Source organism: Xanthomonas massiliensis (assembly GCF_900018785.1).
Taxonomy (GTDB): Bacteria; Pseudomonadota; Gammaproteobacteria; order Xanthomonadales; family Xanthomonadaceae; genus Xanthomonas_B; species Xanthomonas_B massiliensis.
On sequence record NZ_FCOY01000005.1, the window covers coordinates 196450 to 211783 of the forward strand.

A 15334-nucleotide genomic window follows, 5' to 3' on the forward strand; every position below is an offset into this window, starting at 1 on the left:
GCCGCGTGGCCGCCGCGGGCGGAACCGCTAGAATGGCGCCCTTTCTGTAACCGGTTCCACGTTCCCCCATGGCTTCCGCCCGCATCGAATCGCTGCTCGCCCGCATGACCCTGGAAGAGAAGGTCGGCCAGCTCGGCGTGTTCGCCGACATGGTCCGTCCCTTCGCCCCGGACGTGAATCCCGACGCCAACATGCGCAATGCCGAGCAGGTGCTCGAGCAGGTGCGCGCCGGCCGCGTCGGCTCCCTGTTCAACGGCGTCGGCGCCGAGCTCGGCCGGCAGATCCAGCGGGTGGCGGTGGAGGAGAGCCGGCTCGGCATCCCGGTGGCGCTGGCCGCCGACGTGATCCACGGCATGCGCACCGTGTTCCCGATCCCGCTGGGCGAGGCCGCCAGCTTCGAGCCGGACCTGGCCGAGCGCACCGCCCGCGCCACCGCCGTGGAGGCGACCGCCGCCGGCATCCATTGGACCTACGCGCCGGCGATGGACATCGCCCGCGACCAGCGCTGGGGCCGGGTGGCCGAGGGCGCCGGCGAGGACGTGGTGCTGGGCTGCGCGTTCGCCGCCGCGCGCGTGCGCGGCTTCCAGGGCGAGGACCTGCGCGCGGCCGATTCGCTGCTGGCCACGCCCAAGCATTTCGCCGCCTACGGCGCGGTCGCCGCGGGCATGGAATACAACACCGTGGACATCTCGCCGCAGACCCTGCGCGATGTGCACCTGCCGCCGTTCAAGGCCGCGCTCGACGCCGGCGCGATCAGCGTGATGTCCTCGTTCAACGACATCAACGGCGTGCCGGCCAGCGCCAACCGCTGGCTGCTCACCGACCTGCTGCGCGGCGAGTGGGGCTTCGATGGCGTGGTGGTGTCCGACTACACCGCCGACATGGAGCTGATCGCCCACGGTTACGCGGCCGATGCGCGCGACGCCACCCTCAAGGCGTTCGCCGCGGGGCTGGACATGAGCATGCAGAGCGGCTTCTACGCCGACCACCTGCCGGCGCTGGTGGCCTCCGGCCAGGTGCCGGTGGAAATGCTCGACGAGGCGGTGCGGCGGGTGCTGGCGGTCAAGGAGGCGATCGGCCTGTTCGAGGATCCGTACCGCTGCCTGGACCCGCAGCGCGAGGCGGATACCGCGTACCTGCCGGCGCACGACGCGCTTGCCCGCGACGCGGCGCGGCGCGCGATCGTGCTGCTCAGGAACGAGGGCGCGGTGCTGCCGCTGCGCAAGGCCGGGCAGAGGATCGCGCTGATCGGCCCGTTCGCGCGCGACCGCGACAACATCGAGGGCTGCTGGACGCTGTTCGGCGACAAGGCGCGCTACGTGCCGCTCGAGGCCGGCGTGCGCGCGGCCATGGCCGATCCCGGCGCCGAGCTGACGGTGGTCGACGGCTGCGCCCTGGAGGCGCCGCTGGACGGCGGCATCGAGGCTGCGGTGGCCGCCGCGCGCGCCGCCGACGTGGCGGTGCTGGCGCTGGGCGAGCCGCAGCGCTACAGCGGCGAGGCGCAGTCGCGCACCGAGATCGTGCTGCCGGCGGCGCAGCAGGCGCTGGCCGAGGCGGTGGCGGCCACCGGCACGCCGCTGGTGGTGCTGCTGCGCAACGGCCGCGCGCTGGCGCTGCACGGCGCGGTGCGCGAGGCCCAGGCGATCGCGGTGACCTGGTTCCTCGGCACCCAGACCGGCCATGCCGTGGCCGACGTGCTGTTCGGCGACTACAGCCCGTCGGCGCGGTTGCCGGTGAGCTTCCCGCTGGCCTCCGGGCAGCAGCCGTTCTTCTACAACCACCCGCGCACCGGCCGCCCGGAACTGCCGGACATGAAGGAATTCAAGGCGCGCTGGCGCGAGGTGCCGGACGCGCCGCTGTACCCGTTCGGCCACGGCCTGGGCTACACCACGTTCGCCTATGGCGTCCCGGTGCCGAGCAGCGCGCGGCTGGGCTGGGACGAGACCCTGACCGTGACCACCACGGTGACCAACACCGGCACGGTGGCGGGCGAGGAAGTGGTGCAGCTGTACGTGCACGACCGCGTCGCCAGCCGGGTGCGGCCGGTGCGCGAGCTCAAGGCGTTCCGCAAGATCGCGCTGCAGCCGGGCGAGAGTGCGCAGGTGGCGTTCACCCTGGATCGCCACGCGCTGGCCTTCACCGACCCGCGCGGCGAGTACGGCGCCGAGCCGGGCCTGTTCGATCTGTGGGTGTGCGCCGATTCGCAGGCCGGCGAGCCGGTGCAGTTCGAGCTGCTGGCGCCCTGACTACGGCGCCCGGCCCGGCTGGCCCTGGGCGAGGCGGGGCGCGCCGGGCCCCGTGCATTCCTGAGGTGGAAGCCCGGCAGCCGGCGGCGCAGGCAGCGTCCTCCTTGGCCTGCCCGTCGTCGATGAATGGCATATGCGGGCACGAGCAAGCGCGCGCCTGTGGCGCATGGATCGCCGGTCGGGCGTGATCGCCCCGGACACGAGGGCCCCGCGGGCGCTGCCGAGGAAGGTAAGGCGCTGCCCGGCCTCGCGGAACGTGCCGGCGGCGAAGTGGGCGATCAAGGCCACGTCGATGCGGCTCGCGATCGGTGGCGCGCATACGGCCACCGTATCGGCATGGCGCGAGGGCACCCTCATCGCCCCGGCGAAACGTGCCGAACATATCGGCATGGCGCGAGGGCACCCTCATCGCCCCGGCGAAACGTGCCGAACATATCGGCATGGCGCGAGGGCACCCTCATCGCTCCGGCGAAACGCGCCGAACACATGGCATGGCGCGGATGGCGGGCAATCGGCCGGTCTTCGGCTTCGCGCCAGCCGCGTTCGCGTTCCTGCCCGAGATCCATCCCGGCGGGCAGGGCGCGGCGAGGAAACGCCGGCGTCCGGCCCCGCCGGTATGGGCCGGCTTGGATCGCAACGAAGCCGGGCCTTGCCGATGTCGAACGCGGCATGGAGGGGGGGACGGGCGATCGTGGCACGAGGCCGGAATGATTGCCCGCGAAGGCCCGCGACTCAGCCGGAGAGTGGCTGCAGTTCCAGCAGGCGCGCGTCCTTGCCGTCCTCCAGCAGCCACAGCAGGCCGTCCGGCGCCTGCACCACGGCGCGGATGCGCTCGCCCATGTCGTAGCGCGCCGCCTCGCGTGCGCGGTCTCCGTCGAATTCGACCCGCACCAGCGCCTTCGACGACAGTCCGCCGATCAGCGCGTTGCCGGTCCAGCCCGGGTAGCGCCGGCCGGAGTAGATCACCAGGCTCGACGGCGAGATCACCGGCGTCCAGCTGATCGCCGGTGCGGCGAATTCCGGCCGGGTGGCGTGGTCGGGGATCGGGCGGCCGTCGTAGTGGTCGCCGTCGGACACCAGCGGGTAGCCGTAGTTGGCGCCGCGCTCGACCCGGTCCAGCTCGTCGCCGCCCTTGGGGCCCATCTCCACCTCCCACAGCCGGCCGCCCGCATCGAAGGCCAGGCCCAGCACGTTGCGGTGGCCCAGCGACCACACCTGCGCGGCCACGCCGCCGCGGTCGGCGAACGGGTTGTCCGGCGGCACGCTGCCGTCGTCGTCCAGGCGCACGATCTTGCCGAGGTTGGTGGCCATGTCCTGGGCCGGGTCGAACTTCTGCCGCTCGCTGGAGCTGATCCACAGCTTGCCGTCCGGGCCGAACAGCAGGCGATGGCCGTAGTGGCCGTTGCCGCTCACCTTGGGCACCTGCCGCCAGATCACCTGCAGGCCGTCGAGCCGGCCGCCGCCGCGCGCGTCGGGTACCAGCCGGGCGCGGGCGACCGCGGCACCGCGGGTATCGCCGGCGCCGGCCTCGGCGTAGCTGAGGTAGATCAGCCCGTTGTCGCGGAAGCGCGGGTGCACGGCAATGTCGCCGAGGCCGCCCTGGCCGCCGTAGGCCACCTCCGGCACGCCGGCGACCGTGCCGGTGGCGCCGCTGGCCGGATCGAACAGCTTCAACGCACCGCGCTTCTCGGTGACCAGCAGGCGCCCGTCGGGCAGGAACGCCATCGCCCACGGTTCGTCGAAACGGCCCAGCGTCGTCGTGGTGAACGGCTTGGCCGCGGCCGCTGGCGGTGCGCCGCGGCAGGCGGTGGCGGCGGTGGCCAGCAGCAGGGTGGCGGCCAGCGGCAGGAGCAGGCGTCGGGTCATGGCGGTGCACCGGTCGGAGGTCGGGCCATGATGCCTGCGCGGCCGTGGACGAGTGTTCACGGCCCGGCGCGGCCGAGATGACGAGTGGCACCTTGAACCGTGCCGCAGGCGTGCGAAAGTGCGGCTTTCCCCGCGCGAGAACGCCGATGCCCGCACCGATGCCCGTGTACGTGCCGTGGCTGATGACGGCCGGCTTCGGCTGGCTGTACTACCGCCGCATCCGCCGCCACTTCGGCCGCCAGCCGTGGCAGCCGCGGCGCACGGTCGCGCGCATCGTGCTGCTGGGCGTGGTGGCGGCGCTGCTGGTCGCGGCCGCGGTATTCGTGCCGCACGTGGCCATGGGCATGGCCGCCGGTGCGCTGGCCGGCGTCGCGCTGGGCCTGTTCGCGCTGCGCCATACCCGCATCGACGTGCGCGACGGCCAGCCCGGCTATACGCCCAATCCCTGGATCGGCGGGTCGCTGTCGCTGTTGCTGGTCGCGCGCCTGGCCTGGCGCTGGTACAGCGGTGCCTTCAGCCAGGGCGCCGCGTATGCCGGCGGCAACGCCAGCCCGCTGACGATGAGCCTGGCCGCCGCGCTGGTCGCCTACGGCCTGGTGCAGGCCATCGGCCTGAACCGGCGCATGCGCGCGCTGGCCCGCTAGCGCTCAGGCGCGCTTGCGCGGGAACAGGTAGATCACCGCGCCGATCGCGATCGCCACGCCCACCGCCAGCAGGTTCTGCCAGCTGGCGCTGAGCAGCAGGGTCACCGACAGCAGCAATGCCAGCAGCGGGATCAGCGGGCCGCCCGGCAGCTGCAGCGCCCCGGGCCGGCGGCCGTACCTGCGCGCCAGCACCAGCACCGCCGCGGCGGTGCCGATGTAGGCGAGCAGGCGCGTGACCATCGACAGCAGCGCCAGCCCGGCGAACGAGCCCGACAGCGCCAGCGCCAGCGAGATCGCGAACTGGGTGAGCACCGCCGCGGCCGGGGTGTGGAAGCGCGGGTGGATGCGCGCCAGGAACGCCGGGCCGTAGCCGTCCTTGGCCAGCGCGAACAGGAAGCGCGGCCCGAGCATCACCGTGTTGCTGGTGGTGCCGAGGATGGAGATCACCGCGCCGACCACCAGCACCAGCGCCAGCCCGTGCCCGCCGAAGCGCTGCGCGGCCTCCGACAGCGGCATGTTCTCGGTGATCGGTTGCGGCAGCGTGCCCTGCGCGACCACCTGCACCACCGCGTAGATCAGGGTGACGGTGACGATCATGGTGATCAGCGCGAACGGCACGTCGCGCTGCGGGTTGCGGTATTCGCCGGCGGCGGCCGGGATGTTCTCGAAGCCGGCGTAGGCGAACAGCAGCAGCAGCGCGGCCTGGCCGAGGTTGCCGAAGTCGTGCACCGCCGGGGCGGTGCCGGAGAAGGCCGCCTGCCAGTCCACGTGGAAGACGCCGATCGCCACGAACAGGGCCAGCGGCACCAGCTTGCCGATCACCAGCGCCACGCCGGTGCGCGCGGCCGACTTCACCCCGACCACGTTGATCGCGGTCAGTCCGCCGAGCGCGGCGACGATCACCAGCGTGCGCGCCCAGCCGGCCTGCGCGGCGGCCGGCCACAGCGGCGCCACCGCGTCGGCCAGGCCGTTGCCGAGCGCGGCGGCCGAGCTGATGCGGGTCAGCCAGATCATCCAGCCGATCTCGAAGCCGGCGAAGCGGCCGAAGGCCTCGCGCGCGTACAGGTAGCTGCCGCCCGGTTCGTCGAAGTAGCTGGCCGCCTGCGCGTAGCACAGCACCAGCAGGGCCACCGCCAGCCCGGCCAGCAGCACCGCCCACAGGCTCATCGGCCCGAGCAGCACCGCGGCGGCGGCCGGCAGCAGGTAGATGCCGCTGCCGATGACGTCGTTGATCGACAGGCCGACGATCTGCCAGCGGCTGACCGCGCGCTCCAGGTGCGGCTGCGGCGCGCTCACCGGCCGGCCTCCGCCAGCGCCGGCAGCCGCCACGCCGCCTGCAATCCGCGGTAGGCATCGAGGGGCAGCAGCACGAACAGCGGCCGTGCCTGCGGCTGCAGCCACGCCAGCAGGCGCTGCATGTTGGCCGGTTCCATCGCGGTGCAGCCGGCGGTGGGCTCGCCCGGCGCGCGGCGCAGGTGGGCGAAGATGCAGCTGCCCTGGCCCGGCACCGCCTGCGGGTTGTGCTCGATGACGAAGCCCTCGCGGTAGCGGAGGTCGCCGTCGTGGTGCAGGTCCAGGCGCATCGGTTCGCTGGAGCCGGCGACCGCGTCGCTACCGACCTGGGCGGCGCGCACCAGCTGGTTGTAGTAGGGCGAAGCCGGGACGTCCATGCAGTAGCTGTCGGCCTGCATCGGCTGGTAGGGCATGGCGCTGTCGATCGTGGCGGCATAGCCGAAGGCGGTCCCGATGCCGAACACGCCGGCCGGGCTGCGTCCGTCGCCTTCGCGCTTGTGCGGGCCCGGCGCGTCCTCGGGGGGCGGCAGCACGCCCAGGCCCCAGGCGCTGCCGGCGCGCCCCAGCGACACGGCGAACCCGGCGCCGTGCGCCTGCCAGCGGCCGGCGGCGTCGCGCTGCCAGGCCTGCAGCCAGCCGTGCGGGGCGTTCCAGTCCGGGGCGGTCACCACCACCAGCTGGCGTGCCTGCGCCAGCGGATCGGGCGCCGCATCGCGCGCGCCGGCCAGCGCCGGCACCGCGGCGATCGCCAGCAGCCAGGCCAGCGGCCGTCGCCATCCTGCCGCGGGTGTGCGTCGTGCGGCGGGACGGGAAACGGCAGGGGCGACGCTGGGCATGGGGGAGGCTCCGGAGTCAGGTGTCGAGCAGCTGCGCCACCCGCTCCAGGTTCACCGCCAGCTGGCGGTTGCGCTCCGGGTTGGCCTGGCACAGCAGCACGAACAGGAAATCGAGCAGGTACTGCAGCGAGGAACGGTACAGCAACTGTTCCACGTGCGGGGCCGGATCGTGGGCAGAAATGGCCAGCGCGGCGTCGGCCAGGGCGCGCAGCGGGTTGGCGGTGTGGCGGGTGATCGACACCACCTTGCCGCCGCCGGCCTGGAAGTGCCGGGCGAGCTGCGCCAGCGGCGCGAGCTGGCCGAACTCGGAGAACAGCAGCAGCACGTCGCCCGGGCGCACCGCCGACAGGTTGGAGGCCATCAGGATCGGATCGGCGTGGTGCACGGTGAGCATGCCCAGCAGCGACAGGCGCATGGCGAACTCGCGCGCGAACAGGCCGTCGTCGCCCAGCCCGCAGACGAATACCTTGGGCGCGCCGTCGAGCAGGGCGGCGATGCCCTCGATGGTCGCGCGCGGGTTGATCAGCCGGGTCTCCTCCTCGGCCGCGGCCTTGGCCTGGCGCAACGACTGGTCCAGCTGCAGGTAGGCGTCGTCGGCGCGGTCCGCGGCCGGGCGCTGGCCGGCATCGCCGCCGCCGGCGCGCGCGACCGCCTCGCCGACCGAGTACTTCAGGTCCGGATAGCCCTTGAAGCCGAGCTTCTGGCTGAACTTGACCACGCTGGACTGGCTGATGCCGAGCGCGCTGGCCAGCTGCTGGGAGGAGTAGTCGCGCAGCAGGTGGGCATTGTCGAGGATGAAATCGGCGATGCGGCGCTCGATCGCCGACATGCGGTCGCGCTCGGAGCGGATTTTCACCAGGGGGGGCATGGCGCGATCATGGTCTCCGCGGGGCATGGCAGGCAATCATCCTTGCTGTTGCTGTTGCTGTTGCTGTTGCTGTTGCTGTGGGCGGCGGGCTTGCCGGTAGCGGCGCCGCGCGCGAGGCAGGGCGGTGCAACGACGGCCGGAACCGGGCGGTGGTGGCCGGTGCGGTCTGCGGCCGGCCACCGGGCCGTGGCCCCGCGCCGGGCCGCGGCGCGGGTCACGGCGCGAGCGGCTCCAGCCCGCGGATCTCGCGGATGCCCAGGCCCGGCGCGTCGGTCACGGTGATCTCCGACTCGGCGAAGATCACCCCGCCGTCGACCGGGTTGAACAGGCCCAGCGACGGGCCGTCCAGGTCGATCTTGCTGATGATGTTGGCCTTGGCCACCGCCAGGTGCACCGCCGCCGACACGCTGATGCTGCTCTCGAGCATGCAGCCGATCATGCAGTCGATGCCGTACAGCGCGGCGATGTCGGCGATGCGGATGGCGTTGGAGATGCCGCCGGTCTTCATCAGCTTGATGTTGATGATGTCCGCGGCGCGGCGCTGGATCAGGTCGAACACCTGGTTGGGCGCGAACACGCTCTCGTCGGCCATCACCGGCGTGTGCACGCGCTCGGTGACGTACTTCAGGCCGTCGATGTCGGCGGCCTTGACCGGCTGCTCCAGCAGTTCCAGCACGACGCCGGCCTCCTCCAGCGTCTGCATCGCGTAGACGGCCTGCTTGGCGGTCCAGCCCTGGTTGGCGTCCAGGCGCAGCAGGGCGCGGCCGTCCACCGCCGCGTACACCGCCTTGACCCGTTCCACGTCCAGGCCGATGTCCTTGCCGACCTTGATCTTCAGCGACTCGAAGCCGCGCTCCACCGCCGACAGCGAATCGGCCACCATCTTGTCGATGTAGTCCACGCTGATGGTGATGTCGGTGGTGATGACCGGGTCGCCGCCGCCGAGCATCTTGTACAGCGGTGCCCCGTACAGCTGCGCCCACAGGTCGTAGACCGCGATCTCCACCGCCGCCTTGGCGCTGGTGTTGCGCTCCATCGAGGACTGGATCAGCCCGGTGATGCGGTTGAGGTTGGCGATCTCCTGGCCGATCAGGCGCGGGCGGATGAAATGGCGGATCGCCTCGATGATCGAGCCGTGGGTGTCGCCGGTGATCGGCGGCGTCGGCGGCGCCTCGCCGTAGCCGACGTGGCCGGTGTCGGTGTGGATCTCGACGACGATGTCCTCGATGGTCTCCACCGTGCGCAGCGCGGTCTTGAACGGGGTCTTCAGCGGCACGCGCAGCATGCCCAGGCGGATATCGGTGATCTTCATTGAGCGGGAGTCTTCTCGGGAATGCGCTGGATGCGGGTGATGCGGTCCACGTACAGGGTCTCGGCGTCGAAGCGCATCGGTTCCAGCGGGGTGACCGACACCCCGTTCAGGCGTGCGTGCACGAGCTTGCCGACGGCGCCGGCGTAGGTGGTGCCGGCGGTGTCGTGGATCACCCAGGTCATGCCGGCGTCGTGGCCGATCACCATCATCACGTGGCCGGGGATGTAGACCAGGTCGCCGACCCGCAGGGTCTTGAGCACCGCCAGGCGGCCGGCGCGGTCGGCCTGCGGCGGCAGCGGCACGGCCTGCAGCGCCGGGCTGACCGCCTGCGCGCTGGTGTTGCGCGGCAGCAGCAGGCCGACGCTGCGGTACACCTCGGAGACGAAGCCGCTGCAGTCGCGGGTGCCGAACGAATGGCCCCAGCCGTAGCGCTCGCCGAGGAACTTGAAGCCCTGGCGGATCAGGTTGGCCGGGGTGGCCGGCAGGTAGTCGGCGGCGCTGTCGTCGATGCGCGGCAGCAGCGCCGGGGCGAAGGCCAGCGTGCCGTCGTCGTTGCGCACCGGCAGGTCGAGCACCCACGAGGTGTACGGGTCCTGGCCGTTGACCGGGGTGCCGGCCGGCCAGTCGGTGCGCAGCGGCAGGGCGATGCCCATGTCCAGCTGCAGCGTGGACACCGCCGGACGGTCCGGGGTGAAGGTGGTGCGCAGCGTGCCGGCGGTGACGATGCGCACCGGCGTGCGCTTGCCGTAGCCGAGCACCTGCCCGCGCTCGCCCAGGGCGATGCGGTCCTTTTCCACCCAGGCGCGGTAGCGCTGGCTGGCGACGAACCACCACTTGCCGTCGCGGCTCTCGTGCAGCACCGCCACCGCATCGCCCGGGAACAGCGCCGATTCCTGGAAGCGGTCGATGTCCAGGTCGCCCCGGGTGGAGAACACGCGCTGGGCGGTCGGGAAGCTGCGCAGGTCGGCGCGGGCGACGGCCAGGCCGAAGCGCGGTGCCACCGTGGCCGGCACCGCATCGAGCGCCGCATTGGCGACGATGGCGTCGATCGCGGCCGGGTCCAGCGCCTGGCCGTGCACGTCGTAGAGGGTACGGGTCGGGCGCGCGGACAGCGCGCCGAGGCTGGCGGCGACGTCCTGGCCGGGCAGCGTGGCGGGCAAGGCCGACAGATCCTCGATGTGCGGGTCGAGCGCGGCCATGCGCGCGTTCTGCGCGGCGATCGCGGCCGGGTCCAGGTACGGCGCATCGGCGGCCGGCAGCTTGCCGATCCAGTACTCGGGACGCAGCTGCGCGGCATCGGGGGCGACGACCACCGCGACACGGGCCGGGGCGGCGGGCGCGGACCTGGCCGCCAGCGGCGGCGCGCCGGCCAGCGCGGTGGCGAGCAGCAGTGCCGCGGCCAGGGCGCGATGCGGGCCGGACGGCGGCCGGCGGCCGGCGGGATGGGAACGGGACATCGTGGCACCCCCGGTTTGCGGCCAGGCCGCGCGAAGGTTGAAGAATACTTGTTTCTCGATAGCCAACAAGCGTGAATAATTTATTGACCGGTCGCTGAAGCGCGTGTTACATCAACACCGACCTCCGCCGAGTGGGAAGTGTCGACGTGATCGCCCGCGCTTGCCAGCCCCATGCTTCGCCCCTGTGCCGCGCGCTGCTGTGCGCGGCGCTCGCCGTGTCCGCCACGGCCGGTACCGCATTCGCCCAGCAGGTGCCGGTGCCCGCGGTGGCGGCGCCCGGCCTGGACGCGGTGATCGCGATGGTCGATGCCGGCGACTTCGCCGGTGCCCAGGCCCGCATCGATGCCGTGCTGGCCGGCGCGCCGCTGGCGCCGGACGTGCGCGCGGCCTGGGAATTCCAGCACGAGCGCATGCGCCGCATGCGCCTGGACTTCTCCCTGGACCACGACGCGGTGCTGGCGCGCCTGCGCCAGCAGGTGCCGGACCTGGGCGAGGCCGAATTCCGGCGCTGGGACGGCAGCGGCTACCTGGAGCACCTGGACATCGACGGCGAGCGGCGCTGGTTCAACCGCGCCCCGTCCAACCTGTTCCGGCTGTATCCGGCCGCGGCCGCGCGCCGCGCCCCGCCGGTGCGCGAGCCGCGGGCGGGCCAGTTCGACGTCCTCGATCCCTACCATGGCGCCGCGGTGGCCGAGGCGCGCGCCAGCGGCCGCGACAGCGTGCAGCCGCGGCGCGTGCGCATCCACTACACCCTGACGGTGAAGGCCGATGCGGTGCCGGCCGGCGAGACCCTGCGGGTGTGGCTGCCTTACCCGCGCGCGATCCCCGGCCAGCAGGACCACCTCCGCCTGCTCCAGGCCGCGCCCGGGCGCGCGCAGCTGGCCCCGGAATCGGCGCTGCAGCGCACCGCCTACCTGGAAGGCAAGGCCGTGGCCGGCCGCCCGACGACGTTCGAGGTGAGCTACGAGCTGACCACGCACGGGCGCTGGTTCGACATCGATGCCGACAGGGTGACCCCGGCGACGGCGTCCGACCCGGCGCTGGCGCCGTACCTGGGCGAGGAAGGCCCGCACATCCGCTTCACCCCGGCGCTGCGCGCCTATTCGCGCGCCATCGTCGGCGCGGAGACCAACCCCTACCGCATCGCGCGCAAGCTGTTCGCCGCGGTCGATGCCATCCCGTGGGGCGGGGCGCGCGAGTACTCCACGATCACCGATCTCGGCGACTACGCCTACCGCGCCGGCCATGCCGACTGCGGCCAGCAGACGCTGCTGCTGATCACCCTGCTGCGCATGAACGGCATCCCGGCGCGCTGGCAGTCCGGCTGGGCGTTCTCCGACGGCGACTACGACACCATGCACGACTGGGGCCAGCTGTACCTGGCGCCCTACGGCTGGGTGCCGATGGACGTGACCACCGGCCAGCTCGCCTCCGAGGACCCGGCCCTGCACTGGTTCTACCTGGGCGGCCTGGACGCCTATCGCGTCGCCTTCAACGATGCGATTTCTCAGCCGTTCGTGCCGGCCAAGCGCTACGTCCGTTCCGAGACCGTGGACAACCAGCGCGGCGAGGTCGAGTGGCGCGGCGGCAACCTCTATTTCGATCAATGGACCTACGACTTCCGCTGGCAGGTATCGCCGGCGCAGGCGCCCTGAACCCGAAGGATTTCCCCCCCACACCGTTTCACCTGAAGGAGAGAGCAGGATGAAAGGCAAGACATTGAAGAAGGCGGCGCTGTGCGTCGCCCTGGGCGCCTGTCTGGGCGCATTGGCACCGGCCGCGTTCGCGCAGGACGGCTCGGTGGTCGGGCGCGTGGTCGCCGGCAGGGGCGAATCGTTCTCCGGCCTGACCGTGACCGTGCGCAACCCCGACACCGGCTTCTCGCGCTCGGTGGCGGTGGACGCCAGCGGCGGCTACCGCATCCCGCTGCTGCCGGTGGGCCGCTACGTGCTCGAGGTGGCCCGCGACGGCGGCACCGCCACCAAGGTCGCCGACGTCAGCGTCTCCATCGGCAACGCCACCACGGTCAACGTGCCGATCAGCGGCATCAGCACGCTCGGCGCGGTGCAGGTCTCGGCCCCACGGGTGATCAACATGGTCGACGTCACCTCCACCGAGTCGGCCATGAACATCAGCGCCCAGGACGTGGCGCGCCTGCCGGTGGACCAGGACCTGAAGTCCGTGGCGATGCTCGCCCCGGGCGTGATCGCCGGCAAGTCCTCGCTGGGCTCGCAGGGCATCTCCTTCGGCGGCTCCTCGGTGGCCGAGAACGCGGTCTACATCGACGGTCTGAACGTCACCGACTTCTACAACCGCGTCGGCTTCTCGGCCGCGCCGTTCCTGTTCTTCCAGGACTTCCAGGTCAAGACCGGCGGCTACTCGGTCGAGTTCGGCCGCACCACCGGCGGCGTGATCAACGCGGTCACCAAGTCCGGCACCAACGAATTCCATGCCGGCATCCAGGCCACCTTCGAGCCCAGCGCCTGGCAGTCCAGGGCCGACAACCACTACACCCCGGACGGCCAGCCCTACATCATCTCCGCGCGCGACGACCACGACACCAACAAGATCGACCTGTGGGGCTCGGGCGCGCTGATCAAGGACAAGCTGTTCTTCTTCGGCCTGTACGAGGGCCGCTACGACGGCGACCGCTACACCAACAGCGCCGGCACCAGCTATTCCGACGGCTCCACCCACGACGGGTTCTGGGGCGCCAAGCTGGACTGGCAGATCACCGACAACCACAAGCTGAGCCTGCTGGGCTTCAACGACACCGACAACTGGACCTACGACGTACACGACTACGACCTGGCCAGCGACACCGTCGGCGCCAGGACCAACCAGATCTATACCGAGTCCGGCGGGCGCAACTGGGCGCTGAGCTACACCGGCCAGCTGACCCAGGGCCTGTCGCTGCGCGCGATGTACGGCGAGAACAAGCGCAACGCCTCGCAGAACAGCCTGGCCGACATGGAGTGCAACTACGTGGCCGCGGAGGTCGCGGTACGGCCGGCCGGCACCCTGGGCTGCACCACCAGCACCGCGGTGGAATCGCGGCTGGACACGCGCAAGCAGGGGCGCTTGGACTTCGAGTGGCAACTGGGCGATGCGCACCTGCTGCGCTTCGGCTTCGACCACGAGCAGGACACCTCCGACTACGACCGCCACTACCCGGGTCCCGGCGGCTACTACTACAACGTCTACGCGACCAACCCCGGCGCGACGCTGGCCAACGGCGGCGTGGTGCCGGCCGGGGTGACCGCCTACGTGCGCGCGCGCCGCTACGAGATCGCCGGCACCTTCGAGACCACCAACAGCGCCTACTACCTGGAAGACAACTGGTCGGTCACCGACCGGCTGCTGCTCAACCTGGGCATCCGCAACGAGGGCTTCGACAACAAGGGCGCCGACGGCAAGAGCTACATCAAGATGGACAACATGTGGGCACCGCGCCTGGGCTTCTCCTGGGACATGCGCGGCGATGGCTCCACCAAGCTGTTCGGCAACGTCGGCCGCTACTTCCTGCCGGTGGCCAACGTCATCAACATCAAGCAGGCCGGCGGCCTGCTCGACGAGCGCACCTACTACGTGCTGACCGGCTGGCAGAGCAACGAGCGCAACGGCCAGACCTACCTGACCCCCATCCTCGGCAACCAGATCGGCCCGGTGGACGATTCGCAGGGCAACGGCACCGTCGGCGACCTGCGCTCGGAGGTGGACCGCAACATGGATCCGGTCTACCAGGACGAGGCGATCCTGGGCTTCCAGCAGGCGATCAACGAAAGCTGGTCGGTGGGCGCGCGCGCGATCTACCGCAAGCTGCACAACGCCATCGACGACATGGAGATCAGCGCCACCGGCCAGTGCGGCGAGAACGGCTACATCGGCTGGGTGATGGCCAACCCCGGCAAGAAGGTCACGGTGTGGGGCGACACCGATTGCGACGGCACCGCCGACGGCTGGGTCACGGTGGACACCGCCAAGGAAGGCTGGGCGCTGTATCGCCAGGATGGCGTGGATGCCGACGGCGATCCGATCTACACCTACATCGGCCAACGCGGCTGGAGCAAGCCCAAGCGCGACTACAAGGCGCTGGAGCTGCAGCTGGACCGCGCCTGGGACGGCAAGTGGTCGATGAACGCGTCCTACACGCTGTCCTACGGCAGGGGCAATGCCGAGGGCCCGGTGAACTCGGATACCGATTTCGCCGACACCGGCCGCACCGAGAACTTCGACGACCCGTGGGTCAACCTCAACGGCTACGGCTACCTGCCCAACGACCGTCGCCACCAGTTCAAGCTGCGCGGCAGCTACGGCATCACCGACAACTGGATGGTGGGCGCGACGCTGGACATGCAGTCCGGCGGGCCGATCACCGGTTTCGGCGTAGGCAACCCGTACGACTCGACCAACTACCACAGCTACTACATCTGCGTGGAGAACTGCGACTCGACCTATTCGGCCGACCGCGTCTACACCCTGTCCAAGCGCGGTGCCTACGGCCGCATGCCGTGGACCTACACGCTGGGGGTGAGCTCGACCTGGACCAAGCAGTTCCAGGACGTGAACCTGCAGGTCAAGTTCGCCGTGTACAACCTCACCAACCAGCAGAAGAAGCTGAGCGTGGACCAGGTGGAGGAGGACGACATCGGCCACCTCAGCTCCACCTTCCTGTGGCCGACCAGCTTCCAGTCGCCGCGCTACGCGCAGCTGGTGGTGTCGCTGACCTATTGATGGCCGCGTGCCATCATCGCGACAGGGCGCCGTCGGCGACGACGGCGCCCGCCTGCGTCGCGCCATGTCGCCACCGCT

At 71.5% G+C, this 15334-nt stretch carries 10 protein-coding genes; 4 read left to right on the forward strand and 6 right to left on the reverse strand.

Annotation, left to right across the window (positions count from 1 at the left end):
• The first annotated feature begins 68 nt into the window (after window positions 1–68).
• Window positions 69–2246 (forward strand): glycoside hydrolase family 3 N-terminal domain-containing protein, encoded by a 2178-nt coding sequence (locus tag BN3794_RS02620; protein ID WP_066092902.1) that lies wholly within the window; start codon window positions 69–71, stop codon window positions 2244–2246.
• Between the two features lie 732 nt (window positions 2247–2978).
• On the opposite strand, the gene BN3794_RS02630 is transcribed toward BN3794_RS02620, so the two are convergent.
• A complete protein-coding gene (locus BN3794_RS02630; protein ID WP_066092908.1) occupies window positions 2979–4112 on the reverse strand; it encodes a PQQ-dependent sugar dehydrogenase in 1134 nt (377 codons plus the stop codon).
• Between the two features lie 146 nt (window positions 4113–4258).
• Here BN3794_RS02630 and BN3794_RS02635 point away from each other — a divergent pair, with 146 nt between their 5' ends.
• On the forward strand, window positions 4259–4756 hold the full coding sequence (locus BN3794_RS02635; RefSeq protein WP_066092911.1) for a CcdC protein domain-containing protein: 498 nt from the start codon (window positions 4259–4261) through the stop codon (window positions 4754–4756).
• Window positions 4757–4759: 3 nt separating this feature from the next.
• On the opposite strand, the gene BN3794_RS02640 is transcribed toward BN3794_RS02635, so the two are convergent.
• The 5 genes from BN3794_RS02640 to BN3794_RS02660 all read right to left on the reverse strand — a co-directional run bounded on the left by BN3794_RS02640 (window position 4760) and on the right by BN3794_RS02660 (window position 10522).
• A complete protein-coding gene (locus BN3794_RS02640) occupies window positions 4760–6052 on the reverse strand; it encodes an APC family permease (RefSeq protein ID WP_066093313.1) in 1293 nt (430 codons plus the stop codon).
• Complete coding sequence (locus BN3794_RS02645) at window positions 6049–6885, reverse strand: L,D-transpeptidase family protein (RefSeq protein ID WP_078059549.1); 837 nt, start codon at window positions 6883–6885, stop codon at window positions 6049–6051. Before BN3794_RS02645 ends, BN3794_RS02640 begins: the two co-directional genes overlap by 4 nt.
• Before the next feature lie 16 nt (window positions 6886–6901).
• Entirely contained in the window at window positions 6902–7753 is an 852-nt protein-coding gene (locus BN3794_RS02650; RefSeq protein WP_066092916.1) for a MurR/RpiR family transcriptional regulator, read from the reverse strand.
• A gap of 214 nt (window positions 7754–7967) precedes the next feature.
• The gene (locus tag BN3794_RS02655; protein WP_066092919.1) at window positions 7968–9065 is read right to left on the reverse strand and encodes a dipeptide epimerase; all 1098 of its coding nucleotides are present in this window, start codon (window positions 9063–9065) and stop codon (window positions 7968–7970) included.
• Entirely contained in the window at window positions 9062–10522 is a 1461-nt protein-coding gene (locus BN3794_RS02660; RefSeq protein ID WP_078059550.1) for an SH3 domain-containing protein, read from the reverse strand. The genes BN3794_RS02655 and BN3794_RS02660 overlap by 4 nt, the downstream gene beginning before the upstream one ends.
• 299 nt (window positions 10523–10821) lie before the next feature.
• On the opposite strand from BN3794_RS02660, the gene BN3794_RS02665 reads away from it, so the two are divergent.
• Together BN3794_RS02665 and BN3794_RS02670 are read left to right on the forward strand one after the other, a co-directional pair.
• A complete protein-coding gene (locus BN3794_RS02665; protein WP_066093321.1) occupies window positions 10822–12177 on the forward strand; it encodes a transglutaminase-like domain-containing protein in 1356 nt (451 codons plus the stop codon).
• 49 nt (window positions 12178–12226) lie between these two features.
• Window positions 12227–15256 carry a TonB-dependent receptor gene (locus BN3794_RS02670; protein ID WP_066092922.1) on the forward strand — a complete coding sequence of 1010 codons (3030 nt, stop codon included), beginning with the start codon at window positions 12227–12229 and terminating at the stop codon, window positions 15254–15256.
• The last annotated feature ends 78 nt before the right edge of the window (window positions 15257–15334 follow it).